Below are 25,630 nucleotides of genomic sequence, written 5' to 3'. Positions count from 1 at the left end.
CGCTCAGGCCTGGACCGGCTGACGGCCGATGCCGTAGTAGCTGAACCCTTCGCGCTTGACCTGCTCGCGGTCGTACTGGTTACGCCCGTCGATGATCAGCGGGGTGTTCAGCAGGCGCTTGAGCGCACGGAAATCCGGACGGCGGAACGGCTTCCATTCGGTTACCAGGCACAGCGCATCGGCATCGATAGCGGCTTCGTATTGTCCCTCGACAATCTGCAGACGGCCGTCGGTAAACCAGCTCTCAGGGAACTCGCGGCGGGCAGTTTCACGGGCAACCGGATCGAACGCGCGCACCTTGGCGCCGGCATTGATCAGGCTGTTGATCAGCACCACGCTTGGCGCCTCGCGCATGTCGTCGGTGCCGGGCTTGAACGCCAGCCCCCAGACCGCAAAGGTGCGGCCGCTCAGGTCGCCATTGAAGTGGGTGGACAGCTTGTTGAACAGCGAATGCTTCTGCTGATCGTTGCGCGATTCCACCGCCTGTAGCAGCTTGGGCTCGAAGTCGTTCTGATGGGCGATGTTGATCAGCGCCTTGACGTCTTTCGGGAAGCAGGAGCCGCCGTAGCCACAGCCGGCATAGATGAAGTGGTAGCCAATGCGCTCGTCAGAGCCGATACCCAGGCGCACATTCTCGACATCCACATCGAGGCGCTCGCAGAGGCTGGCGATCTCGTTCATGAAGGAGATTTTGGTCGCCAGCATGGCATTGGCTGCGTACTTGGTCATTTCCGCATCGCGAATGCCCATGAACATGGTGCGCGGACGATTTCGGATGAAGGGTGCGTACAGCGCGCTCATGACCTGACGAGCGTGCTCGTTGTCAGCACCGATAACGATGCGGTCCGGGTGCATGAAGTCGTTGACCGCCGCACCCTCCTTGAGGAATTCCGGGTTGGAGACGACTGAGAATTCAATGTCGACGCCGCGCGCCTCAAGACGCTCGGCAACCGCTGCGCGCACGAGGTCCGCCGTGCCGACCGGCACTGTCGATTTGTTCACCACGATTGCAGGAGCAGTCAGCGTGTCACCAATCTGCTTGGCGACCTCCAGTACATAGCGCAAATCGGCGGAGCCATCTTCGCCCGGCGGAGTGCCGACAGCGATGAAAAACACTTCGGACTGCTCGACTGCCTCGGAGAGCGACGTGGTGAAGAGCAAGCGGCCGGTCTGATGGTTCTCGGTGACGATCTCTTCGAGGCCCGGCTCATAGATCGGCAGAATGCCCTGCTTTAGGTTATCGATTTTGGCCTTGTCGACGTCGACGCAGTAAACCGTGTTACCCATCTCCGCGATACAGGCTCCGGTAACCAGTCCGACGTAGCCGCTTCCAACGACGGTGATATTCATAGCAGGATCCTCGATTCATACATTGATACAGGCGTGCCTCGGCGCGACCCTTTTCGGTGGCCGATGGCGCAAATTGTTCGCTTGGGCAGATAGTCAATCCGGGGTGTGTCCATCGCATGGTTGGACACACCCCGGTAATGGATTGACGAGCCGGTCGTCAGACCGTTTGTGGCTCGCTGTATCCGTAATGGTCGTAGTAGCCACGGAACTGACCGTTCTTCTTGGCTTTCTCGATATCGACGTAGTTGAGTACCACGCCGGTGACCGGCGCATTGCTGTTCTGCAGCTGGCTCACCCCTTTCTGCACATGTGGGATCAGCGTGCTATCGGACTTGACGACGTAGATCACCGCATCAGCGAGCGTGGACAGAACAGCCGCATCACTGACCGCCTGGCTCGGCGGCGAATCGATAATGATGCGGTCGTAACGGCCTTTGACCACTTCAAGCAGTTTGGCGAAGCGCGGCGAAGACAGCAGTTCCAGCGGATTGGATGGCACCGCACCGGCGGCGATCATGTCCACATTGCCGACCGTATGGATGCAATCTTCGAGCTTGGCATTGCCACCGATCAGGTTGACCAGGCCAGGCGTGCCCGGCTTGAAATCGAACGCCTTGTCGAGCGTCGCGCGACGCAAGTCGGCGTCGATCAACAGCACGCGATGCAGCTGGCCCATGGCGAATGCGAGGTTGGCCGATACCGAACTCTTACCTTCGCCCGGTGCGGTCGAGGTGATCACCAGCACCTGACGAGGCTGGCTTGCCTCGGTCAGCAGCAGGTTGGTGCGGATAGTCCGTACCGCTTCGCAGAAGCGCTTGTCACCGCTGCGTTCGAACAGGTGGCTGACTTCCTTGCGCAGCTTGCGCGGCACCTGCGGGACGATACCCATGACAGGCAGACCCAGCTTGGACTCGACTTCTTCGGAGCTCTTGAAGGTGTTGTCGAGAATTTCGCGGATGATCGCCTGGGCGATACCCAGCACCAGTGCCAGGAACAACGCCACCACCAAGATCAGCTTCTTGTTTGGCGCACTGGCCTCGGTTGGCGGGATGGCGGCATCGACTACCCGAGCATTGGTAGAGCTGAGATCCGAGGTCGCGGTGGTTTCCTGCAGGCGGGTCATGAAGGTGTCGTAGAGCGCACGATCGCTTTCGACCTCACGCTGCAGGTCACGCACCTTGAACTCTTTGCGGGAGATATCCTGAATCCGGCCCTTGTTCTCGTCGAAGGAGGCCTTCAAGGAGTTCTCATTGGCGACGGCCAGCTGATAGTTACGCTCGATGCTGGCGACGACCTGCTCGACCTGCTGTTTCAGGCTGGCGGTGGCAGCATTGAGGTCCGACCGAGCAGAAACCATCGCCGGGTGGCGGTTGCCGTAGCGACGCGAAAGATCTTCGACACGCGAACGGGCATGGGCCTGGTCAGCTTTGAATTGCTGGATCAGCGGATGACCCAGAACGGCCGGCACGCTGGCCAGACGCTCCCAGCCCTGGCTGCGCATGGACTCGACCTGGCGGTACTGGCTTTCGGCTTCAGCACGCTGACGGCGCGCATCGATCATGCGATCACCAGTAAGCGACAGCTCGTTGGCACTGATGGTGCCTACACCATCGAGGTCGACCAGCCCTTCCGCATCGAGATATGCCTGAAGGCGATCTTCCGAAGCCTGCAGGTTCTCACGCAACGAAACCAGGCGTTCATTCATCCAGCTGGCAGCGGTCATCGACATGTCGACCTTCGCTTCCAGCTGCGCTTCGATATAGGCCTGCGCCAATCGGTTGGTGGCCTGTGCGGCAGTCAGGTTATCCGCCATGGATACCGACAGATAAACCAGCTGACTCTTGCCCTCGACCCAGACTGAAGTACGCTCCATAAACTGCTGGGTGGCGTAATCCATGACCTGCGCTTCGGTGATCGGCTCTGGCTCTTCGCCTGTGACCATATCGATCAGAGCGCCAACATCGACCAGCGGGCCCGGCTGCTGTCGCAGATCGAACTCGGGGTGTTCGGTCAGATTCAGATCACGGACGACGCGCTCGGCAACGCCACGGCTCTGCATCAGGCTGAGCTGTGTCTGCAGATACTCGCTGAGCTCAACCGGGGTATCGGCTGCCGGCTGGAACGACAACACTGGCGTGCCCTTGCTCTCGATTAGGACCGTGGCGACAGCCTTGTAGATCGGCGTCATGCGCGACAGCAGGAAAACGGTCAGCACCGCGACGACCGCCACGAGCAGGATGATCCCCCACTTGCGCGACCAGACTGCATGCCAGATTTTTTTCAGATCTATGAAGTCACTATCAGCCGCAGGCCCAGCGGGGCGCTGCCATGGTCGATCCGGGCGAACTGGGCTATTCATCAGAAGAATCCTTCATCGATGTTGATCGTGTCGCCAGGGCGAACCAGGGTGTTCATGGTGGCTTTCTCTTCCTCGCGGCTGCCTTGCGAGCCGCGCACGATAGTCATGCGTTTGGTCGAAGCACGCTCGGTCAGCCCGCCAGCAAGCGCAATGGCGCGGTCAAGCGTCAGGCCGGGCTGGAACGGATAGCCGCCTGGAAGCTTTACCTCACCGGCGATGTAGAACTCGCGGTAGTTGGCAACCGATACCGATACGCGCGGATCGATCAGATAGCCATCCTTCAGCTTCTCGACCAGGATGTTGCGCACTTCACCTGGGGTTTTGCCGTTGGCGTCCACCTCACCAATGAAGGGAAAGGTGAAAGTGCCAGCGTCTGTCAGGCGAATCTCTTCGAAGGTCAGGTCCGGCTCACCATGCACATTGATGCGAATGACGTCCCCCGAGCCCAACTGGTATTGCGCAGCGGCGGCACCGGCGCTGAACGCCAGCATCAGCAGCAGTGAAAAGAGTTTGAACATGTTCGGGATGCGCATCGGCGGCTCCTCCTTAGGCACTGGTTAACGTCCTACCCGGGCTCAGAGGCTCAGGTCGAAACTCAGCAGATAAACGTTACGGTCGTAGGTTTCCGAGCTCAGACTGGAGTCGTTTTCCGTCCTGAGGTAGGAAAGGGTCACGTCGATCCAACGATCAGGTGACCAGGTCACGCCTGCGCCGTAGCCGGTGCGCTCATCGTCCCGGTTAATCCCTTCGTACTCGCGGTCCGAGAATCGATACAGCAGCTCGGTCGAGATCCGCGACGTCCATTCGTGATCCCAGGAAGCAATGGTGGTCCAGTCATTGATGGTGCTGGCGCCATCATTGCCTTCGTCGAAGGCACGGCGAGAGTTGACTGTGAATGCCGAATAGCTACGCGGCTTGTAGGTGACACCGACTTCCCACATGGGGCTGGTAAAGTCTTCGCGCTGATCGCTGTCGAAGTCCTTCCGCTCGGCGCCCAACTTGACTGTGCCGGAGGTCTTGGAGGTTGCATCCCAGGTAGCACCACCCAGCAACGCCACGTTGGTGCTATCGCGCAGTGCGCTGGAGAGCTTGTAGTCATGATCGGTATGGCGAACTTCGACCAGCGAACGGGTCTTGGAACCCAGCCGATGGAACCAGATGGAGTTGAACATCAAACTGTCGCGCTCTTCCGACGCGTTGATGTTGTCGCTGTTGTGGTAGCGACGCTGCTCGTAATGCGTGCCGAACTCCAGCTGGTTGCGAGCAGTGCGGGCTCCGAAACGATAAGCCGCCTGGGCAACGGCGGTACTGTACTTGTCGTTCTCGGTGTTGATCTCGGTGTCGGCGGTCTCTTCCACGCGGTGGTAGGCGAGACCCCAAGTCAGGCGATGCCGGGAAGTGAATTCCATGGCGCTTCTGAGGCGCAGATGATGGTCGGTGTTACTGGCTTCGGAATCCGAATGGAAGATATCGCTGTTGAACGAGTACTCAAGCTCATACTCGCTGTTGCGATTACCGGTTCCCAGCACGAACGTTGGATTAATACCGGTGACCCAGGATGCCTGCTCGTTGTCCGACAGACCGCGGTAGTTGTCGTCGTAGCTTTCGCGCACAACCAGCGTTGGGGTGAACTCGAACCCTCCCAGCTGTATGTACCGGGGTTCGTCGTCCTGTGCCCAGCTCTGAGTGGCTGCAAGGCACAGTAGCGGCAAGCATGGAAGTGTGATCTTCCTCATATAGAATCCCTTCTCGGAGATAAATTGTGGTGCATACCTACCCTCTGGCTGCGTCGCCTGGCTGCTGTGAGGAGGCATAGACACGCAACAGACCGCAAATATCCCAGACAGTTGCACATTCGATCAGCGGGCCTCTTTTTCGATCGTCAACCGTTTTTCTCCTGCAGCAGCCCGATACAGCCATTTCAAACACGCTACCGCCCCTGGCACGGCGCCTATAACGGAACATCCGCTGACCACTCGCCCACAAGCAAGCCGCGCTTAGCGTTCGATCACTGGATCGAGCGATGGCGAAACGTACCGTTGGCTTAGGTCTTGTTATTAGCCCGGCATCATCGTGCCGTGCGGCGCGGGTCAGCGCTGATGGGCCCATACGAACAAACAGGCACCCAGAGCAGCACAGATGGTTATGCTCTGAACCTGCAAGACAATGCGAAACACATCCCTGTCAGCATCCAGAGCGGCCTTCCCGCTAGGCTCCGAGACGCCTAAAAACATCAGGGTCCCTCTCTGGACCCAGCGCGAGAGCAGCGAGTTCCGTGTCGTGAGCCTGAATAAGACCAGCCGAGGATCAGCGGTCAGCAGCTGCCGCTTGATGGGGCGAGACAGGGCCGCAACGACCTCGATCAGATGGACGAGACGCTACAACCTTTCTCGCTAGGGGCAGCGAGCCAATGCATCAACTCGCCATCTGGCGTCGAACAGACACACTGCTAACTGCAGCGATGCCAAGGGCGGGCGACGGGATCGCCCGGCCTGCTCAGGCGAGCTCGATACGATCAGGATGGATAGCGATGCGCCCCTGTTTGTACAGGCCGCCGATGGCTTTCTTGAAGTTGCCCTTGCTGACGCCGAACAGGCGTGCGATTTCGTCTGCGGCGGTCTTGTCGCTGACCGGCAGGCTGCCCTGGTTTTCCTGCAGCTTCTGCAGAATCAGCGCCTGCAATGCATCAGCCGCCTCGCTGCCCACCGGCTGAAGGCTCAGGCTGATCTTGCCGTCCGCGCGAACTTCCTTGATGTAGCCCTTCTCGCGGATGCCGCCACGCAGGAACTTGAAGGCCTCGTTCTTGTGGATCAGGCCCCAGTGTTTGCCGTTGATGATCGCCTTGTGCCCGAGGTCGGTGGGCTCCACCACCAACAGGTCAACGGCTTCGCCAACCTTGTAACGCGCGGGCGTCTTGTCCAGGTAACGGTCTAACCGCGCAGTGGCAGTGATGCGACGGGTGTGCTTGTCGAGGTAGACGTGAACGACACAATAATCGCCCTCGTTGAGCGGCCGCTTTTCTTCAGAGTGAGGCAGCAGCAGATCCTTGGGCAGCCCCCAGTCGAGAAACAGCCCGATCCGGTTGATCTCGGCGACCTTGAGGCTAGCGAATTCCCCGACTTGCACCTTGGGTTTCTCGGTGGTCGCGATGAGCTTGTCTTCACTGTCGAGGTAAATGAAGACGTTCAGCCAGTCATCGACCTCCGTCGGCGTGTTTTTCGGAATGTAGCGGTTGGGCAGCAGGATTTCGCCATCCGGACCGCCATCCAGATAAAGGCCGAAACCGGTGTGCTTGACGATTTGCAGGCTGTTGAAGCGCCCGATTGCGGCCATGTAGCGATTCCTCTGGGTCGAAGGCGGCGATTCTAGCAGGCCACCCGCTTGCCGCGTGCGCACCGCTGCGGCGCGCACGCGGGAACGTCGTTATCGCGGCAGTGCGTAGGCGATGACCGAATCCCCGGCCTTGGTGCCGAGCGACCCGTGACCGCCGGCAACGACCACGACCATCTGGCGCCCCGAACGGCTCTGATAGGTCATCGGCGTCGCCTGGCCGCCCGCTGGCAACCGTGCCCGCCAAAGCTGCTTACCGGTGGTGACGTCATAGGCGCGCACGTAGTAATCCAGCGTACTGGAGAGGAACGCCACCCCGCCCGCAGTGATCACCGGCCCGCCCAGACTCGGCACACCCATTTCGAAAGGCAGCGGCACCGGTGCCCGGTCACGCACCGTACCGTTCTTGCGCAGCCAATGGGTTTTACCCGTGCGCAGGTCGGCGCCCGCCACGTAACCCCATGGCGGCGCAGTGCACGGCAGACCGATCGGCGACACGAACGGCTTCAGGTCCACCGCAAACGGCGCGCCGAAGTTTTCGTTCAGGTGCGGTTCGCTGTCGGAGACGTAAGCCTTCTCATCGTTCTCGCGCGGAATCAACGTTGAGGTGAAAGCCAAATAGGACGGTGCGCTAAACACCATCTGCCGGACCGGATCGACAGCTACCCCACCCCAGTTGAACACCCCGAAATTGCCAGGGTAGACCAGCGAACCCTGGGTCGAAGGCGGCGTGTAACGCCCTTCGTAACGCAACGAATTGAACTGGATGTGACACATCATCTGATCAATGAAGGTCGCGCCCCACAAATCGGAATCCTGCAGCTTCGGCGGCTCGTACGACAGTGCCGACACAGGTTGCGTAGCCGCAGCATAATCGCCCTTCGCGGCACCTTGCGGCGCGGGCACCTCGCGCACCGGCAGCACTGGCTCGCCCGTGCGGCGATCCAATACATAGATGTCGCCCTGTTTGGTCGGCTGAACGAGTGCGGGGACCATGCCCGACTCGGTCTGGATGTCGACAAGACTTGGCTGCGCCGGCACATCCATGTCCCAGAGATCATGGTGCACGGTCTGAAATACCCAGCGCAGCTGCCCTGTTTCCAGATCCAGCGCGACGATGGAAGACGAGAATCGCTCACTGTTCTCGCTGCGGTTGCCGCCCCACTGATCCGGAACCTGATTACCCATCGGCACGAACACCAGCCCCAGCTCCTCGTCGGCGCTGGAAATGCTCCAGCTGTTCGGCGTGCTCTCGCTGTAGGTTTCGCCCGGCGCGATAGGTGCGGTCTGTTCCGGATTGCCCGGGTCCCAGTTCCACTTCAGTTCGCCAGTGATTGCGTCATACGCCCGGATGACGCCAGATGGCTCGGTGGTCGAGACATTGTCGTTGACCGCCCCGCCGACAATAACCAGGTCATTAGCCACAACCGGTGGCGAGGTGGAATAGTAGAAACCCTCCGTGACGTTCGGCATGTTCTTCCACAAATTCACCGCGCCGTTTTCGCCAAATGATTCGCAGACCTTGCCGGTCTCGGGGTCCAATGCGATCAGGCGCGCATCCGCTGTGGGCATGAACAGGCGCTGCTGGCAGGCCTGTCCCTCCACGGGGGTCTCGCTGGTGTGATAGGACAGACCGCGACACGTCAGATGCTGCCGATTGGTCGAATCCGGAACCTCCGGATCGAAGCGCCAGCGCTCTTCCCCGGTCTCGGCATCCAACGCGATCACGAAGTTGTGCGGCGTGCAGATGAACAGGCTGTCATCGATCTTCAGCGGCGTGACTTCGTAAGTGGTCTCGTTGGGATCGCTTGGACGTCGCATATCGCCGGTGTGGTAATACCAGACCTTTTCTAGCCGCTCGACGTTGCTTGGCGTGATTTGCGAGAGCGGTGAGTAGCGCGTGCCGTGCTGGGTGCGACCGTATGCATGCCAATCGCTGGCTGGCACGTTATCAGCGGTGTTCACCTCGGCCGCTGGCGCAGCAGCCAAAGGCGGCGGCAGCATGCCCTTGATGTCACTGCTGTCGGAGGTCAACGCGTGCAGAGCCGTCGCGCCCCATAGCGCCACCGCGATCATCAGCGGGATAGCGCTACCGCCCCAGGCGCGCGCACCGAAGTGTTGCCAACCCAGTCGCTGGGCAATCCAGGGCGTCAGGAACCACAGCCCAAGCGGGCCAATAATGCTGGCGCGCGGTGCCAATTGCCACCAGTCGAAGCCGACCTCGTAAATTGCCCAGCCCAGCGCGCCAAGCATTACCAGCGAGTAGACCCAAAGCGCCGCACGGCGCCGAGCTAACAGCAAAGCGCCCGTGAGCAGAAAGCCGACTGCAAGGATTGCGAAATACCAGGTACCGCCGAGCGCGATAACTTTCCAACCCCCGACAGCAAGCGCCAGGCCCAGGATGATGCACAGGATTGCACTAATGACGACCGCCACTCTCCGCTCCTTTTCCATTTGTCCGGGGCTGGAGATGACGAAACAAATAACTTTGCCGCGAGCGTCCCCTGCCTGTCTTTGTGCCGGGGCAGACGATCGCTTCGCCAGACCCCGTATTTGAGTGGACCGGACACGGGCGAGAATGCTCCCCCGTTTAGGGGAAAAATCGCTGAGCGTTCTTACCGACGACCCAAGCCCGCTATCGCATCTGCCGCTAATCTGTCTGCCGCCAGGCTAAGCGCAACGACAACGATCCGCGGAAACACGTGCGAAGCAAGGAATGCACACAGAAAAATCAAGGCCAGCGAAAAAAATCGAACAAAAATTAGCCAGATCTGTATAATGTCCGGTTCGACTGACCATAGGAAACAGATAACGATGGCCGCCAAGACCTCCTCAGCCAAGCGCAAACCCGAACCTGCCAGTGAAACCAGCGAATCGCTAGCCAACCAGATGGCAGCCTTCCTCAAGTCCGGCGGTGAAGTGCAGAAGATCCCGAACGGGGTCAGCGGCCAGACCCAAGGCCCTTCGCGCCAGATCACCATCAGCAAGAAGTAATCTCCGCAACACCTAACCTAGTAAGCGAGTCCCCACTGCTTTTAGCCGTTTGCAGTGGCTCGCCAGGTTTCTCCTTCCGAAGCACCCGAGCCTGCCATGACCGACCCGATACGCTTGTCCAAACGCCTCGCCGAGCAGATCGGCTGTTCCCGGCGCGAGGCCGAACTGTATATCGAGGGAGGCTGGGTCAGCGTCGACGGGCATATCATCGAAACGCCCTATTTCAAGGTGGCCGAGCAGCGCATCGAACTGCTGCCCGGCGCCACCGCGACTGAACAGCCGCCGGTCACGCTGCTGTTGCACAAACCCGCCGGCCAGCCCACCGCTGCAGAACCTGCTGACGTGCTGAAGCAACTTGCTGAGGCCGGCCATTGGAGCGGCGACAACTCTCGCCAGGCACCCCGCGAACGCCATTACGCACGTCAAACCGCCCTGCTGCCGCTGGAGCAGGACATCAGCGGGCTGGTGATATTCAGCCAGCAACGCGAGGTGATCCGCAAACTGGCCGATCCACGCGACATGCTAGAGCAGGAGTACATCGTCGAAGTCGCTGGCGAACCGGAGGAAGGCGGCCTGGCGTTGCTGGGCAAAGGGATCGGCCATCGTGGCAGGGTTCTGCCCAAGGCGAAGGCCAGTTGGCAGAACGAGACCCGCCTGCGCGTCGTGCTTAAGAATCCGCAGGCCGGCGATCTGCGTCAGCTCTGCGAAGCCATCGGCTTGGAGATGCTCAACTGCAAGCGGATACGGATCGGCCGCCTGTCGATGGCCAAGCTGCCGGTCGGAGAGTGGCGTTTTCTCGGCGAGCATGAACGCTTCTAGCCTAGCGACGTCTCTTGCATAACCCCTGACGGCTCGCACCTGGCGATCGCTGGACTATGCTGGTGCCAATGAAACCGGATACAAAATCAGCTACCGGCCGCCGCGCCAGGCCCTGATTGCCGCATTTCGCCATTCCGAGATACAGGATCACCAATGCACAGATTCGTCCTGTTGCTGACGTTCGTTCTGTTGCCCTCGATCTGCGGGGCTCAACAACGAGTCGAGGTGTGGACGTATCATTTTTCACCACCGTTCATTCTCGAAAACGGCGAGGGACTTTCGCGTGCTTTCGTCGACCTGCTCAACAACGACGCCGCTAACAATCAGCGCTTTCGCTTCGAGCTAGTCAAATTGCCGCGCAAGCGCGTCGATATGCGGCTAGCACGAGAGCGACCTGGCGTTTTGCTCTGGGCCACTCCGAACTTCTTCACTGCCGAGCAAGCAGCCAACGGCAAATGGTCGGTGCCGCTACTGATCGATCAACAGGACTTTGTTTCGCTGCCCGATGCCCCCTTTGAGTATGAAAACCCCGAATCGCTACACAACCTTGTCTTGGGAGGCGTGCTCGGGCACCGATACGAAGGGCTCGAAGCGGATATCGCCAGCGGTGCAATCAAGCGCCAGAACGCCCAGGGCGACCTTCAAAACATCGAGAAGCTGCTGTCAGGTCGCATCGCCACTTTGCTGATTCCGCGCTCTACCCTGCTCTACTACCGGAAAGAGAAAAAGCTCCAGGATTTGTACGTCTCAAATACGCCGCTGTACCAGTTCACTCGACATCTATGGGTCGCCGATGCGCTTGGCCAAGCTGCCACCCAGTATCTCGCCCGATTCGTGGAGAACTTGCCAGAGAACCCCGAGTGGCAGATCCTCCTGTTCCATTACGGACTGCAGCCCATTGCCACTGTGCAGTAAAACAGGCTGAACAGTTATCCCATACGCGGGTCAGAACACGCGCTGACACACTAAATAATAGAGAGAACAAGGCAGCAATGAAGAACGCACTGGTGATCGGACTGCTCGTTGTGCTGGGCGGCTGCGCCTCTCAGCCATGTGACCAATATGGCAGCGACGGCAGTTGCCGCGCGGAGCGGCTGCTCTATCAGAACGATTTGCTGCAGGCCAAGATCCTCATTTCCATCGGCGACGAAAACGGCTATGAACTCGCCGATGCGCTGCTCGAGCGGAGCGCTCGCCTCGATGAACGAGGCGAGACCGAGTTCTACCAGGCGCTGCTGTTGATCCGCCAAGGCCCACAACCGGAACAGGTCCTGCGCCTACTCGAACAGGCCAGCGCCAAGGGCCACCCGCACGCCGTAGCGCTGCTATACAAAATCTACCAGGAACCCTACCTGCTGGATGAGCGCAACGCGGTCAAGGCCGAAGAATATCGCCAGGCCTATGCCGGGCTGGACGTTGCGCAGAGCGGCTATCCTTCGTTCGAGAAAGCTTTGGAGCTGGTTTCCCAGCTCGTCGAGCCGCCTCCCCCGCTCCCCGAAAGAGACGATCCCTGCGCTACTCAATGCCTCTGACGGCCATCACTGTGGCGTAGGTGTTTGCGAGATCTTGGGGTCTTGCTCCCCATCCAGCACTGCCTGCGCTTCCGCTTCGGTGGCGTACGGGCCGGCAATCGTTTGCCCATCGATCTCGACCACCCAACAGGTGACCCAGGTTGGCCGCCAACCCTGAGGTACTTCATCTCCGGTCAGATGCTTGATCGTGCGTTGCATATTCACCTCCGCTATTTGCTGTCAGCTTCGGAGCGTCGCGCTTGCGACGCTCTCTTGAACTAGGACCACAACCGCCGGCGTTTTCTCGCAGAAACAAGCCGTTGCTGTTTCGCCTCGAACTGACGAGGTACTAGCGGCTCTACAGAACAACGCAACCGAAACCCGTTCCGACATCCCGACGACAACCCGACGAGGACTGCAATGCAGATCAGGCAGGTGCTTGGGCGTAAATCGATTCTGGTCCTGCTGGCGTGTGCCGTTGTGCTGACCGGCTGCAGCCGCATGAATCTGGCCTACCGAAACCTGGATCTGCTGATCCCCTGGTCGCTCAACGATTACCTGGACATGAATCATGACCAGCAGACGCGCTTTCGTACGCAGCTGCGGGAGCACATCAGCTGGCACTGCCGTACTCAGCTACCCGGCTATCTGGATGTTATCGAACGCTTGCAGGCTCAGGTCCGCCGGGGCTCGCTGAATGAGTCCGCGCTACGAGCACACTATGAGAACGCCCAAGAGGCGATTCAGACGATCGCGCTGGAAATTACCCCAACTACCGTCCAACTGCTTCGCGACCTTGAAGACAGGCAGGTGCGTGAACTGGACGATCAGTTTGAGAAAGACCTCCAGGAGCGCGAGAAGAAATACTTGGAACCACCGCTGGACCAGCAAATCCGTAAGCGAGCCGACCGTATGCAAGAACGCGTCGAGCAATGGTTAGGCAAAGCCAGCGCCGCTCAACGCCAACGCATCCACGAGTGGGCTAGAGCGCTTAGCGAGCAGAATCAGCTCTGGCTCGATAACCGCGCCCAGTGGCAGCGGTCCCTGGTCGAGGCCGTTCGCAACCGGGAACAGGCAAATTTTGACGAGCGCATCGCCCGGCTGCTTCAAGACCGTGAGGTCTATTGGACAGCGCCCTATCGCGCTGCCTTCCCGGCCGTCGAACAGGCCACAATCGACTTGGTGATCGACCTGTACGACATGGCCAACGCAACCCAGCGTCGTCATCTTGATGAGCGTCTGCAGGATATGAGGCGCGACCTCAGCTCGTTGGACTGCCTGCCGGCGACTCGCTGACCAGCCGCCGCCGGCATATGAAACGCTAACGCCGCCGGCGAGCCAGTAGCAGCCCGACTACGCCCGCTGCGGCAATACCCCCGGCTAGCAACAAACTACGCTGCGGCTTTTCATCACTGCGCCAGCCGCCATCGATTCGACGCTCGCCCAACGCCGGATGGAACAGGTTTCCCGAGGACGGCGCGACACGGTCGGCACGGCCCAAGGCCGCACCGGTCAGCAGGCCGGACAAGCGGTCGAAGCCTGGCGTAATGAAATGGGCGAAACGAAGCAGCGTCGCCGTCAGCCCAACGGATGTCGTATGCCGCGGATGCAGGGCGAGACTGACCATCGCGTCGGCCACCTGACGGGGATCGCACAGTGGCGGTGGCGGCTGCAGCGAGCGACCGGCGAAATTGCCGCCGTCCCGGAAACCGGGGGTATCCACCATCGAGGGATACACATCGCAGACATGAATGCCCGGCCACCGCGCCAGCTCGCCACGCAGCGCATGGGAAAACCCGCGCAGCCCGAATTTGCTCGCCGAGTACGCCACCGCATAAGGCTGCGGTACCCAGCTACCCACCGACTGCGTATTGATCAGCACGCCGCCGTGCTGCTGTTTGAAATACGGCAGGACGACATGTGCCCCGCGCAGATAACCGATCAGATCCGTCTGCACGACCTGCTCGTGCGCATCCATTGGCGTCTCGTCGAAGGCCCCGACAGCACCGACCCCGGCGTTATTGATCCAGATATCGATACGCCCGCGGCCAAACTCGGCCGCCGCGCTGGCCAGTTGCTCGACCGAATCGCTGAGCGTCACGTCGGTCGGCACCACCAGCGCCTCGGCCCCCAAAGCGCGGCATTCGTTGGCCACTTCGTGCAGCGCTTCCTCGTCGCGCGCTGCCAGAACCACCCGGGCCTGCTCACGCGCAAACGCCTGTGCTGCTGCGCGGCCGATACCGCTGGAGGCGCCAGTGATGACCACCACCACGCCGTCGAGTCTGGACTCGCTCATGTTCGCTTCTCCGGTTTGCTGTCAGTCATAAGCTGACAGCTACCGCGAGACAAACATTCCCCTGCCTCGTCCAGCAAGCGGAGTTTCAGACCATCTGCAATGGGCGTGGACGCGACGGGGGCGGAAAGGCCTCGTCGAGCAGGGCCAGGTCATCGGCGTGCAACGTCAACTCCGCCGCGCTGGCGTTTGCTCGAAGATGGGCCGGGTTTGATGACTTTGGAATCACCAGTACGCTGGGCTGACGCAGCGCCCACGCCAGTGCTATCTGGGCGGGCTCTGCGTTATGCCGCTGGGCCACTTCCAGCATCGTCGGGTGGCGCAACAGATCCCCGCCCTGTCCTATCGGGCAGTAGGCCATGACGGGCATCCCCTGCGCCTGACACCAAGGCAGCAGATCGAATTCGATGCCCCGCTCCTGCGGGTTGTAGAGCACTTGATTGACAGCACAGTCCGGCGCATCCAGCTCGCGCATGTCGTCCAGATCCAGGTTGGATACACCCCAACGGCGAATCTTGCCCGCGTCTTTCAATCGCTCGAACGCTTCGACCGTTTCCGCCAGCGAATACTGCCCGCGCCAATGCAGCAGATACAGGTCGATGCACTCGGTGCCCAGCCGCCGCAGACTACGCTCACAGGCTTCGGGCACGCCTTTGCGGCTGGCGTTGTGCGGATAGACCTTGCTGACCAGAAAGACCTGATCGCGGCGATTGCGGATCGCCTCGCCGACCACCTCTTCAGCACCGCCTTCGCCGTACATCTCTGCGGTATCGATCAGCGTCATGCCCAGCTCGATGCCCAGTTGCAGGGCAGCTACCTCATTGCTGCGCTCGGCCGGGTTCTCGCCCATGTGCCAGGTGCCTTGCCCCACTACGGGAACGCTAGCGCCGTCGGCGAATTTGAGGTTACGCATCAGCAGTCCCCCCGCGGTGCGTTCTGCTCGGCAACCGGCTCGGCCCACGGATCGTAGGTGCCGAAGTTCCACAGGTGCCCCTCAAGGTCGCGACAACTGAACCCACGACCGCCATAGTCCTCGTCCTTCAGCTCGACAACGATCTCCGCGCCGGCGGCCTTGGCCTTGGTATAGAGGGCGTCGGCACTGTTGACGATCACATAGATGCTTTGAGTAGAGACGCCACCGACTTCGTCCGGCTGCCTGACCTGGCGGCCATAGTCCGAATCGGCCACCGGCCCCAGCATCAGCATGCCGCTGCCAAAACTGAGCTGCGCGTGAATGACCCCGACTTGCGCGTCTTCGACTACACGCTGCTGCTCGAAATCAAAAACCTGGCAAAGCCATTTCAGCGCTGCGGGCACATCCCGATAGCGCAGACAGGGAATCAGATTGGACGTAGTGTTCTTGCTGTACAGAGACATGAGCGCTCCTTTCGGTTGCCGCGGCTGCGCCTATAAAAGCGTACCGCATACCCTTCAGACCGAAACCGGGGCTGACGTTCCCATATCTGGGTCTGGACGCTATGTACGCTCAGCCAAGCCGAGGCGAATCCCCAGACCGATCAAGACCGAGCCGAGCACGCGGTCGATCCATTGACTCAAGCGACGGTTACTACGCAACGCCGAGCTCGCCCGAGCCGCCAGGAAAACCAAGGCGCATTCCACAATCACCGCCACCAGCACAACCAGCACGCCGAGTACCAGAAGCTGCAGGGCTATGGCGCCTTGGTCGGGGCGTACAAACTGTGGCAGAAACGCCATAAAGAAAATCGCCGCTTTCGGATTGAGGACGTCAACGAGAATGCCTTGGCGATAAGCTTGCCAAAGGGTGACCTTCGGAGCCGCTTTGACGTTGAGCGCCGCGACCGACCCGGCAGAGCGCAATGCCTGAACGCCGAGATACAGCAAATAGACCGCACCCACATACTTGACCACAGCGAAGGCCAGCGCCGAGGTGGCGAGAATGGCGGATATCCCCAGCGCAGCCGCGGCGACGTGAACCAAGGCACCGCTGCAAACGCCGCACACTGAGGCCACACCGACCCGGCGCCCGCCGGACAGGGTGCGCGACAGCACGAACAACAGATCTGGCCCTGGCGAGAGATTCAGTGCCAGCGCGGCCGAGAAAAACACCAGCCAGAACGTTGGATCGGACATCGCCTGCTCCCATTGCGCGCGAAAAAAGACCAATAAATGTAGTCCAGCATGCGTCTGTCTGCCACCACCCTCGACCGCTAGAGCGATGTGGCTCGTCGGAAAACAGTCACTATTTCGCAACAATGACTTTTTATTGTCACCGCTCTGAACTATCTTTTCCCGAGCAATGTCAAAGCGCCAGTCCCGGCAAGGATCACGGGCGCTACTCCCAGTCACTTCTGCAAAGGATATGCATATGTTCGATGAATCCCCTGCGGTCGTCGCTTCTTCTCGTCTTGTCTTGCTGTCCAACAGCGAATTGCTGGACGGCCTGCTTCATCAGCATCTCCACGGTGGCCCACAATTGCGTCTGACGCGCAGCAGCACATTTCGTCCAGGCGTAATCGACGCGGATCTGATTCTGCTCGACGTTGGCAGCTTCACGGAAGTTGATTGTTTGCGCCTGCTCCGGCAGCTGCGCGACACCCCAACCGCGTTGATCAATGCCCAAGCTGACCAGGCGCGCGGTCTGCTGGTACAGCACCCGTGGATCAAGGGCGTGTTCTACCCGAACACCAGCCGGGGTAATTTCAGCCGCGGCATCAGCGTGATGCTCGAAGGCGGCGATTGGCTGCCCCGTGCGCTGATGGAAAAGCTGCTGGGCCGCTACCGTCAGCTCACCCATGCCTCGCGTGCCATCGACGACCTGTCGGTACGGGAAAAACAGATCCTGGCACTTGCCGGCAAAGGTCTTTCCAATTCCGAAATCGCCGAGTCCCTGCATCTGAGCACCCACACCATCAAGAGTCATATCCATAACGCCTTGGGCAAGTTGGGTGCCTCCAACCGCGCACAGGGCGCATCGCTCGTGTTGGGGCATGTCGGCGAGGCCGGGATATGAAGATGGCCTGCCTGGGTCTGATGCTGCTGCTCAGCATCCAGGCCGGTGCCGACGAGGCCGAGCTCAAGGGATTCATCACCAACAATACGGTTTCACGCTCCGGCCAGGAGTTCTACCGCAAGTTTTGTGAACGTCTCAACGACACCAGCGCATTGGATTTCAACCTGGCCGTCAAAGAGCGTCCCTCGGCGCGCTGGGGGATTCTGGTCTGGGTGGAGCAGGACAACCAGCCGCTGTATCGCCGCTTTCTGCAACCGAACGTCAGCGACATGGAACAGACCGCCTATGAAGCGGCGGATTTCGTGCTGCAAGAGATAAACCGTAGGAAAGTCGAAGCACTATTCGAAGACACCATTGACCTCGCGAAGGATGAGTTATGAACCGGCCACAACAAAAAATCACCGGCGTCTTCCTGGCCGGATTGCTGCTTAGCTCCGGCCTCAGTGCCACCGAACTGGTGTACACCCCAGTGAATCCATCGTTTGGCGGCAGCCCCCTCAACGGTGCATGGCTGCTGGGCAGTGCCCAGGCGCAGAACGACAAGAAGGATCCGGATGCGGTCGGATATGACCGCTCCATTTACGAGCGACCTTCCGACTTGGAGCGCCTTACCAGCCAGCTCGAATCAAGCCTGCTGAGTGATTTGCTTAGGGATGCGCAAGCAGGCGAAACCGGCTCGCTCACGACCACAGACTTCTTCGTTCGAGCCTACAACGGCGATGCAGGACTACTGATCGTCGAAATCACCGACCGGGTAACCGGCGAAGTATCCGAAATTATCATTGGTCAATAACCAGGGAGAGGAAAGGCCATGAGAAGCCTATTTGTAGCCATCGGGATGATGGCCGTTCTACAGGGCTGCGCGGTACGCGAGCCAATGTCGGCGGACCAAGAAACCCCAACACTGACACCGCGCACTTCGACCTACGAGGACCTGCTTGAGCTGCCTCGGCCTCGAGGCCCGCTGGTAGCAGCGGTCTATGGCTTTCGTGACCAGACCGGGCAATACAAGCCCAGCCCCGCCAGCTCCTTTTCCACTGCGGTAACCCAGGGCGCAGCGAGCATGCTGGTCGACGCCATGCAGGCGAGCGGCTGGTTCATCGTGCTCGAGCGTGAGGGTCTGCAGAACGTGCTGACCGAGCGCAAGATCATTCGTGCATCACAAGCGAAACCGGACGTAGCGCCGAACATCCAATCCGAGCTGCCGTCGCTGCTGGCCGCCAACATCATCATGGAAGGCGCCATCGTCGCCTACGAAACCAACGTGCGCAGTGGGGGGCAAGGTGCTCGTTATCTGGGCATCGGCGTATCGCAGGAATATCGGGTCGATCAGGTCACGGTCAACCTGCGCGCCATCGACGTACGCAGCGGCCAGGTGCTGTCCAACGTGATGACCACCAAGACGATCTATTCCATCGGACGCAGCGCCAACGTCTACAAGTTCATCGAATTCAAGGAGCTGCTCGAAGCCGAGGCCGGCTACACCACCAACGAGCCGGCGCAGCTTTGTGTGCTGTCCGCCATCGAGGCGGCGGTTGCACACCTCATCGCCCAAGGTGTTGATCGGCGCCTGTGGCAGACCGCAGACAGCTCCCCGGCGGTCGACGCTCAATTGGCGAAATACCTCGGCACGTCAACCAATCCATAGCAAACGAAGCGGTTTCAGCCGTTCGATGGATTTGCCAGATCGCGGTTTAGGTCAGGATGACCTACCGCGACTTAACCAGGGATGACTGATGATCGACGCGCAAAGGATCGCTTGCAGAGCAGTGCTGTTGCCGCTGCTCTTCGCAGCACTAGGCAGCCCCACCCTGCTCGCCGCCAGCCTTCCGACCTCGCTCGATCTCGCGCCTGACGAAATCGCCTCCAGTCGGCCTAGCGCAAACGCACCGACACAAACCGAAACCGGCTCCCAAACCCGCAACCTGGCGTTCCTCGCCCAGGCTGGGGACAGCCTGAGCGGAAATATCAGCCAGACAGGCAATGCACTGGAAGCCTTCATCCTCCAGAGCGGCTATGCGTTCGAAGCATCCATCGAGCAGCACGGCAGCCATAACCAGGGATTGATTGTTCAGTCGGGCAGCTACAACCAGGCCCGCATTGAACAGTACGGCGCGGACAACGACGCGCAGATCGAACAGACCGGCACTGGGCATAGCAGCAGCGTCACGCAGCATGGCCGGGGTCTGAGCGTGCTGGTCCGCCAGTACCGCTAAAAAAGCACCACCAGGAAGTACCGCTGAAAACATTTCATGGAGAGACAACAATGTTCAAGATCAAACCCCTAGTAGCTGCCCTGCTGACCGTTGCCGCCGCTCAGGCTATGGCGGCCGATCACACGTCCGAACAACGCCAGAACGGCGTCAATAATGTCGCCGAGGTCATCCAGAGCTACGGCAGCTCCAACGCAGCCAAACAAGTGCAGAGCGGTTGGGGCAACGACGCGATGGTCGAGCAGACCGGCTCCTTGTCTTCGTCTGCCCTGCAGACCCAGACCGCCAATTTCAATGAGGCAAACGTCAACCAGACCCTGGCGATCAACAGCCGCTCCGTGCAATGGCAGTATGGGCACTCGAATGAAGCCAGCGTCAGCCAGAGCGGCACCTGGGGCAGCAGCGCCGAACAGCGCCAGCGCGGCCAGGACAACACTGCCAATACTGAGCAGGGCGCCAGCTATGGTGCCGAAGCGTTCACCAAGCAGGAAGGCAACGGCAACTCAGCGACCAGCTACCAGTACGCAGTCAATGGCAGCAAGAGTTCGCTGTATCAGGACGGCAACCTCAATGAGGCTACCGTTAGCCAGACTTTGAGCTCCGGTGATCGCGCCCTGATCAATCAGCTGGGCGACCAGAACATGGCTGAGGTGACGCAGACCTGGAGCAATGGCTCGGTAGCCGAGGTTGAGCAAATCGGCACGGCGAACGACGCCGACGTGCGTCAAACCGGAAGCAATCAAGAGGCCTACACCTACTCAGGCGGCAAATACAACACGGTGAACGTCGACCAGCGCGGCAGCAATCAGAACGGGTTCGTGTATCAGCAGGGCAACCTGAACAATGCAAACCTGGATCAGCGCGGTAATGGCAACACAGCTACCGCTAACCAGACTGGCCTCGATAACGCAGCCGCAATCGACCAGAACGGACGCGGCCAGATCGCCAAGGTTGACCAGCACGGCGGCTATAACCAAGCCAACGTCGAGCAGCAAGGCAAATACAACGAGCTGAACTTCACCCAGTCGGACGTCGGCAACATCCTGGCGGCGCATCAGGAAGGTGACAGCAACCGCATCACCGGCTCTAGCACGGGTGTCAACAACAACGTCGACATCGACCAGGACGGCGACCTCAACGTGGCCAGCGTCAGCCAGAACGGTTTCTTCAACGAGGCGGAACTGGTTCAGCTCGGCCAGAGCCACACCGCTACGGTAATGCAGAACGGCACAGGCAACGCCGCAGACGTCATGCAGAGCGGTATCGGCAACACCGCGTTGATCAGCCAGGCAGGCCTCAGCAACATGGCTATCGTCAGCCAACACTGACATCGCAGCAGCCAAAACTGCCGGCCGTGTGCCGGCAGTTTCGTTTCCATCCCACATCGACTAATCCGGCTATAGGCGCCACCTGAGCTATTCGCCAAACCATACGTTAGCGCCAGGGCCTGTCTGTTGGCGTTGCTTCAGCCCTAGACTCGGATCGCTGCGTCTATGACGAGCGACGAGTGAAAACCAAAGCCTTGAGACCACTGTCGGGGCTGATGTCGGGGAACTCCGGCGGGTTTTCCAGGCGCTCCTGAAACACCAATTCCGGCGCTTCGGCCGCCATCCCCTGGATAAGAAAATCTGGACCGGTGTCCGGGTCATTGATGCAGGCCAGCACCGTCCCGCTTTCGGTGAGCAACTCGGGCAGACGCCTGAGAATCTTTTGGTAATCGCGGCTCAGCGCAAAGCTGCCCTTCTGGAAAGACGGAGGGTCGATGATGACCAGATCGTAAGGGCCGGTCTTCTTGACCTTACCCCAGGACTTGAACAGCTCGTGGCCGAGGAAACTGACCCGACTCAAATCATGATCATTGAGCCGGTGGTTGTCCCGTCCACGGCTGAGCGCCGCGCGCGCCATATCCAGGTTCACCACGTGTTCCGCGCCGCCGGCAATGGCTGCCACCGAAAAACCGCAGGTATAAGCGAACAGATTGAGCACACGCTTGCCGCCCGTCTGCTGGCGGACCCAGCGCCGGCCGTAGCGCATGTCGAGAAACAGCCCATTGTTCTGTTTGATGCCCAGGTCGAGCTTGTAGCGAAGGCCATCCTCGGTGATCACCCACTCCTCGGGCGGCTCTCCAAGCAGTGGTTGCATATGACTGTCGGGCAGGTAGCGGTGCTGCAGCAGCAGGGTATGCGCCCCGCTCGATTGCCAAGGCTGTGCCTCGGTCAACGCCGACAGCATCCCGATCAGCGCCTCCAGTTCTTCGGCAGCTGGCTCCCTGAACAGCGAAACCAGCACCACGCCCTGCAGCCAATCCACCGTGACGTGCTCGAGCCCAGCCCAGCAGCGCCCGCGCCCATGAAAGAGCCGGCGGGTTTCGTCCGGCACCTGGGACAAGGCTTGGCTGAGGTGCTGCTGGAGGGTCGCGAGGGCATCTGGCTGCATGTTCAATCGTCTCGAAAAAGGCGCGCGCATTCTAAACGCGAATCGCCATACCTGCTGGGGCGATGGACAGCCAGGCGGACTCTCGCTTGCTGGCTACCGCAGCCGAGACAGCAACGAAGCGCCCGGTCTAGACTGTTCGGCCCGGTGCGATGAGCGCACCCTTCGAGCCATCAAGGACAGCGACAGATGGAAGCCACCGCATACCGACCCGTCGACGCCCTGCGCCGCGTCGCACCCGCCGCGCTGGCGATCATCCCGGTCAGCCTGTTGTTTGGCGTGCTGGCCGGCCGCTCGGACTGGAGCCCGCTGGAAGTCGCCCTGATAGGCCTGTTGGGGTTCACCGGCAGCGGTCAGTTTGCCGTGCTGCCGCTGGCCGATTCCGGCGCCGGGTTCATCACCATGTTGCTGCTCACCGCTTCGATCAACAGTCGCTACCTGCCCATCGCCTATGTATCGGCCTCACGGCTGCCGCGAACCTGGGGGCTACGCGCGCTCCTCGCTCATATGCTGGGTGACGAGGCCTATGCCACCGAAAGTGAACAGGACAGCTGGGCATCGCTGGCCGTGATCCGCGCCACGCTGTTCCTCACCTGGGTAGTTGCCGGCGTGGCAGGTGCGGTGATCGGCAACCTGATCCCGGCGAACTGGCTCGCTGCCGACCTGAACCTGGGCTTCCCGGCAAGCGTCGTGTTGATGTTCCTCTCTGCCAGCCAGCTCCGCTCACGCCTGCCCCAACTCAGCGTCAGCCACGTTCGCTTGTCGCTGGCCGTCGCGCTCTGCACGCTGATCGCCGTGGCGCTGATCATGCTGCTCGGGCCGCTGTATTTCTGGATTCCAAGCGTGCTGCTCGCCACCTTCGTACTGGCGCGGGTGCGCTCATGAACACGTCCGTGCTGCTGGCCATTGCGGCGCTGTTCGCCACCAGTTGCCTGGTGCGTATCCTGCCGGTGTTCGTCACGCTCGACCTGAGTGACGCGACCCGGCGCATTCTGGAGCGCGTGCTGCCAACCGCCGTGTTCATCAACTTCGCGGTGTACATCCTCTACAGCGAGGCCGCCAAGGCACCGCTCGCCGCCACCGTTGCATTGGCGCTGGTAGCGGGCATCGCTGTGGCAACACGGCTGGGGCTGATCGTCACGGCGGTGCTGGGTAGCGCCTGCTATTACCTCTTGCAGACCTGGCTTGCCGGATAGCAGACCGTCATGCGGGGCTGGGTGACTTCGCAGCGCGGCGCGTCTTGGGTGCGGCTTTGCGGCCCGCGCCCTTGCGCTTTTTCCAGGGTGCGTCGCGACCGGTTGGCGCGGCGGGCCCGCTGATAGTCAGGCGAACGCCCTTGCAACGCTCGACCTGCTTGCTCATCCACGCCGATTGCTTGCTGACGAATTCATCCAGGCTCATCTCCCCGCTTTGCACCATGTCCAGCGCCTGCTCCCAGATCGCCGTGGTGCCTGGGTCGGCGATGGCACGCGGGACTGCGTCGATCAGGCTGAAGGCCGCGGGCGTTGCCGCCAACGCCTTGCCCTGTTTGGTCAGGTAGCCGCGGTCAAGCAGACCCTGAATGATCCCCGCACGCGTCGCCTCGGTGCCGATACCCGTGGTGTCCTTGAGCTTCTGCTTCAGCTTGGGATCGTCCACCAGCTTGGCCACGTTCTTCATCGCCTTGATCAGATCACCTTCGGTGAAGGGCTTGGGCGGCTGCGTCCAGAGGTCCTTGAAGGTCAGGTCGTGGATCGGGCATATCTGCCCCTCACGCAGCGCCGGAAGTGTCTGTGGCCCTGGCGCCTCACGGCCGCGATTGGCCGCCAGCGCCTCGGGCAAGGCGCGCTTCCAACCCGGCTCGACGATCTGTTTGCCGACGGCCCGCAGCGCCTCGCCGGCACAGTCGAAGTCAGCCTGGGTGCGATCGTATTCATGCGCGGGCAGAAACTGCGCCAGATAACGCGCCCGGATCAGCGTATACACCGCCCGCGGTTTGCCCGACAGCCGCTCGAAGGCGCGAGCCGCCACCGTGGGGATGATGCCGTGGTGCGCGCCGACCTTGGCGTCGTTCCAGGCGCGCGACTTACGCCGGGGTTCGAGGTGCGGTGCGAGCTCGCCGAGGGATGGATCGGCCTGCGCCAACGCTGCCAGAATGCCCGGTGCTTCGCTGTGCTGACTCAACGGCAGGTAGCCACAATCGCTGCGCGGATAGGTGATGAGCTTGTGGGTTTCGTAGAGCGCCTGGGCGATATCCAGCGTTTCCTGAGCACCCAGGCCAAGCTTCTTCGAGCAGATTTCCTGCAGGGTGCCCAGATCGAACGGCAACGGCGCCGCTTCGCGCATGCGTTCGGTCTTGAGTCGTTGCAACCGAGCGCTGCCCGCCGCGCGCATGGCCTCGGCTGCTCGCTGCGCTAACGCCTGGTCGAGACAACGCCCCTGGTCATCGCAGAGTGCCTCCGGCGCGCGCCACTGCGCAGTAAAGGGCACCGGATCGTCACCCAAAAGCTGCACCTCGATGGCCCAGAATGGCTGCGGCACGAAGTCCGCAATGCTGCGGTCACGGTCGACCACCAGGCGCAGCGTCGGCGTCTGCACCCGACCAACCGGTAGTACACCCTGGTAGCCGGACTGCCGCCCGAGCAGGGTGAACAGTCGGCTCATGTTCATGCCGATCAGCCAATCGGCGCGGGAGCGACCCAAAGCCGACTGATAGAGGTTGAAGGTCTCGGCACCCGCACGCAGCCCGCCAAGCGCCTTGCGAATCGAGGCATCATCCAGCGCCGATAGCCACAGTCGCTGGATCGGCCCTCGGTAACGGCAATGCTCCACCAGTTCGCGGGCGATCATCTCCCCTTCGCGATCGGCGTCGGTGGCGATCACCAGTTCACTGGCTTCGCCCAGCAGCCGTTTCACGGCCTTGTACTGGCTGGCGGTCTTGGGCTTGACCAGCATCATCCAGCGCTCGGGCACGATCGGCAGATCAGCCAGCACCCAGCGCTTGTAACGCGCGTCGTAACTGTCCGGCGGTGCGGTTTCCAACAGATGGCCGATGCACCAAGTCACAGTGACGCCAGCACCAAGCCAGCAACCATCGCCCCGCCGAGAGGCGCCGAGCACCTGAGCGATATCTTTGGCTTGAGAAGGTTTTTCGCAGAGAAACAGCCGCATCACGTCGTCACTGGGTCATTTTCCATGCTGACTAGCATGCGCAGCGACGACGCGGCAGGCAAGATTTATCTGTATGGATATACAGACCAAGGATGATGATAGTGGTGAAATCCAGCGTGGATGGAACGACAAAGGTCTTCTTTCGGCTAGCAACAGCCACTCAACAGTTCTCAGGGATGCTAGCAA

26 protein-coding genes are annotated in these 25,630 nt (G+C 60.7%); 13 read left to right on the top strand and 13 right to left on the bottom strand.

The features are described from left to right. Window positions 1–3: 3 nt before the first annotated feature. The 6 genes from C1896_06415 to C1896_06390 form a co-directional block, all read right to left on the bottom strand. Window positions 4–1,350 (bottom strand): UDP-glucose 6-dehydrogenase, encoded by a 1,347-nt coding sequence (locus C1896_06415; protein AZZ44582.1) that lies wholly within the window; start codon window positions 1,348–1,350, stop codon window positions 4–6. Between the two features lie 157 nt (window positions 1,351–1,507). After that, window positions 1,508–3,709 (bottom strand): lipopolysaccharide biosynthesis protein, encoded by a 2,202-nt coding sequence (locus C1896_06410; GenBank protein AZZ44581.1) that lies wholly within the window; start codon window positions 3,707–3,709, stop codon window positions 1,508–1,510. Further along, window positions 3,709–4,242 (bottom strand): capsular biosynthesis protein, encoded by a 534-nt coding sequence (locus C1896_06405; protein AZZ44580.1) that lies wholly within the window; start codon window positions 4,240–4,242, stop codon window positions 3,709–3,711. Before C1896_06405 ends, C1896_06410 begins: the two co-directional genes overlap by 1 nt. A gap of 42 nt (window positions 4,243–4,284) precedes the next feature. After that, complete coding sequence (locus C1896_06400) at window positions 4,285–5,445, bottom strand: hypothetical protein (GenBank protein ID AZZ44579.1); 1,161 nt, start codon at window positions 5,443–5,445, stop codon at window positions 4,285–4,287. A 760-nt stretch (window positions 5,446–6,205) separates the two neighbouring features. Further along, a complete protein-coding gene (locus C1896_06395) occupies window positions 6,206–7,042 on the bottom strand; it encodes a GntR family transcriptional regulator (GenBank protein ID AZZ44578.1) in 837 nt (278 codons plus the stop codon). Window positions 7,043–7,132: 90 nt separating this feature from the next. After that, on the bottom strand, window positions 7,133–9,475 hold the full coding sequence (locus C1896_06390) for a membrane-bound PQQ-dependent dehydrogenase, glucose/quinate/shikimate family (protein AZZ44577.1): 2,343 nt from the start codon (window positions 9,473–9,475) through the stop codon (window positions 7,133–7,135). A 378-nt stretch (window positions 9,476–9,853) separates the two neighbouring features. Between C1896_06390 and C1896_06385 the strand changes: the two genes are divergently transcribed. The 4 genes from C1896_06385 to C1896_06370 all read left to right on the top strand — a co-directional run bounded on the left by C1896_06385 (window position 9,854) and on the right by C1896_06370 (window position 12,384). Next, window positions 9,854–10,033 carry a hypothetical protein gene (locus C1896_06385; protein AZZ44576.1) on the top strand — a complete coding sequence of 60 codons (180 nt, stop codon included), beginning with the start codon at window positions 9,854–9,856 and terminating at the stop codon, window positions 10,031–10,033. 96 nt (window positions 10,034–10,129) lie between these two features. Beyond that, window positions 10,130–10,852, top strand: a complete 723-nt coding sequence (locus C1896_06380; GenBank protein ID AZZ44575.1) for an RNA-binding protein — start codon at window positions 10,130–10,132, stop codon at window positions 10,850–10,852. Between the two features lie 153 nt (window positions 10,853–11,005). After that, window positions 11,006–11,767, top strand: coding sequence for a PAAT family amino acid ABC transporter substrate-binding protein (locus C1896_06375; GenBank protein AZZ44574.1), 762 nt, complete (start codon window positions 11,006–11,008; stop codon window positions 11,765–11,767). A 77-nt stretch (window positions 11,768–11,844) separates the two neighbouring features. Further along, the gene (locus C1896_06370; protein ID AZZ44573.1) at window positions 11,845–12,384 is read left to right on the top strand and encodes a hypothetical protein; all 540 of its coding nucleotides are present in this window, start codon (window positions 11,845–11,847) and stop codon (window positions 12,382–12,384) included. Between the two features lie 6 nt (window positions 12,385–12,390). Here C1896_06370 and C1896_06365 read toward each other — a convergent pair whose 3' ends face one another. After that, on the bottom strand, window positions 12,391–12,582 hold the full coding sequence (locus tag C1896_06365) for a hypothetical protein (GenBank protein AZZ44572.1): 192 nt from the start codon (window positions 12,580–12,582) through the stop codon (window positions 12,391–12,393). Between the two features lie 201 nt (window positions 12,583–12,783). Here C1896_06365 and C1896_06360 point away from each other — a divergent pair, with 201 nt between their 5' ends. Further along, entirely contained in the window at window positions 12,784–13,659 is an 876-nt protein-coding gene (locus C1896_06360; protein ID AZZ44571.1) for a hypothetical protein, read from the top strand. A 25-nt stretch (window positions 13,660–13,684) separates the two neighbouring features. Here the strand turns inward: C1896_06360 and C1896_06355 are convergent, their stop codons facing one another. The 4 genes from C1896_06355 to C1896_06340 all read right to left on the bottom strand — a co-directional run bounded on the left by C1896_06355 (window position 13,685) and on the right by C1896_06340 (window position 16,768). Beyond that, on the bottom strand, window positions 13,685–14,659 hold the full coding sequence (locus C1896_06355) for a short-chain dehydrogenase (GenBank protein AZZ44570.1): 975 nt from the start codon (window positions 14,657–14,659) through the stop codon (window positions 13,685–13,687). 85 nt (window positions 14,660–14,744) lie between these two features. Continuing rightward, entirely contained in the window at window positions 14,745–15,569 is an 825-nt protein-coding gene (locus C1896_06350) for an oxidoreductase (GenBank protein ID AZZ44569.1), read from the bottom strand. Continuing rightward, the gene (locus C1896_06345; GenBank protein AZZ44568.1) at window positions 15,569–16,033 is read right to left on the bottom strand and encodes a glyoxalase; all 465 of its coding nucleotides are present in this window, start codon (window positions 16,031–16,033) and stop codon (window positions 15,569–15,571) included. Before C1896_06345 ends, C1896_06350 begins: the two co-directional genes overlap by 1 nt. A 99-nt stretch (window positions 16,034–16,132) precedes the next feature. Continuing rightward, window positions 16,133–16,768 (bottom strand): LysE family translocator, encoded by a 636-nt coding sequence (locus tag C1896_06340; GenBank protein AZZ44567.1) that lies wholly within the window; start codon window positions 16,766–16,768, stop codon window positions 16,133–16,135. A 235-nt stretch (window positions 16,769–17,003) separates the two neighbouring features. Here C1896_06340 and C1896_06335 point away from each other — a divergent pair, with 235 nt between their 5' ends. The 6 genes from C1896_06335 to C1896_06310 all read left to right on the top strand — a co-directional run bounded on the left by C1896_06335 (window position 17,004) and on the right by C1896_06310 (window position 21,189). Continuing rightward, window positions 17,004–17,648 (top strand): DNA-binding response regulator, encoded by a 645-nt coding sequence (locus C1896_06335; GenBank protein AZZ44566.1) that lies wholly within the window; start codon window positions 17,004–17,006, stop codon window positions 17,646–17,648. Next, complete coding sequence (locus C1896_06330; protein ID AZZ44565.1) at window positions 17,645–18,028, top strand: curli production assembly/transport protein CsgE; 384 nt, start codon at window positions 17,645–17,647, stop codon at window positions 18,026–18,028. Before C1896_06335 ends, C1896_06330 begins: the two co-directional genes overlap by 4 nt. Next, entirely contained in the window at window positions 18,025–18,441 is a 417-nt protein-coding gene (locus C1896_06325) for a curli production assembly protein CsgF (protein ID AZZ44564.1), read from the top strand. Before C1896_06330 ends, C1896_06325 begins: the two co-directional genes overlap by 4 nt. A gap of 18 nt (window positions 18,442–18,459) precedes the next feature. Then, window positions 18,460–19,296 carry a curli production assembly/transport protein CsgG gene (locus tag C1896_06320; GenBank protein ID AZZ44563.1) on the top strand — a complete coding sequence of 279 codons (837 nt, stop codon included), beginning with the start codon at window positions 18,460–18,462 and terminating at the stop codon, window positions 19,294–19,296. A gap of 88 nt (window positions 19,297–19,384) precedes the next feature. Beyond that, complete coding sequence (locus tag C1896_06315) at window positions 19,385–19,864, top strand: curli production assembly protein CsgB (GenBank protein ID AZZ44562.1); 480 nt, start codon at window positions 19,385–19,387, stop codon at window positions 19,862–19,864. A 50-nt stretch (window positions 19,865–19,914) separates the two neighbouring features. Continuing rightward, a complete protein-coding gene (locus C1896_06310; protein ID AZZ44561.1) occupies window positions 19,915–21,189 on the top strand; it encodes a hypothetical protein in 1,275 nt (424 codons plus the stop codon). Window positions 21,190–21,352: 163 nt separating this feature from the next. Here the strand turns inward: C1896_06310 and C1896_06305 are convergent, their stop codons facing one another. Continuing rightward, window positions 21,353–22,297: a methyltransferase gene (locus C1896_06305; GenBank protein AZZ44560.1), complete on the bottom strand. Its 945-nt coding sequence runs from the start codon at window positions 22,295–22,297 to the stop codon at window positions 21,353–21,355. Between the two features lie 186 nt (window positions 22,298–22,483). Between C1896_06305 and C1896_06300 the strand changes: the two genes are divergently transcribed. Both C1896_06300 and C1896_06295 read left to right on the top strand, forming a co-directional pair. Next, window positions 22,484–23,179 (top strand): branched-chain amino acid ABC transporter permease, encoded by a 696-nt coding sequence (locus tag C1896_06300; protein AZZ44559.1) that lies wholly within the window; start codon window positions 22,484–22,486, stop codon window positions 23,177–23,179. Further along, window positions 23,176–23,490: a hypothetical protein gene (locus tag C1896_06295; protein AZZ44558.1), complete on the top strand. Its 315-nt coding sequence runs from the start codon at window positions 23,176–23,178 to the stop codon at window positions 23,488–23,490. The genes C1896_06300 and C1896_06295 overlap by 4 nt, the downstream gene beginning before the upstream one ends. A gap of 7 nt (window positions 23,491–23,497) precedes the next feature. Here C1896_06295 and C1896_06290 read toward each other — a convergent pair whose 3' ends face one another. Beyond that, window positions 23,498–25,444: a DNA topoisomerase III gene (locus tag C1896_06290; GenBank protein AZZ44557.1), complete on the bottom strand. Its 1,947-nt coding sequence runs from the start codon at window positions 25,442–25,444 to the stop codon at window positions 23,498–23,500. Window positions 25,445–25,630: the final 186 nt, after the last annotated feature.

It is taken from the genome of Pseudomonadaceae bacterium SI-3 (assembly GCA_004010935.1).
Taxonomy (GTDB): domain Bacteria; phylum Pseudomonadota; class Gammaproteobacteria; order Pseudomonadales; family Pseudomonadaceae; genus Stutzerimonas.
The sequence above is the reverse complement of the archived record's forward strand: the minus strand, read 5'-3'. Positions and strand labels throughout refer to the sequence as shown.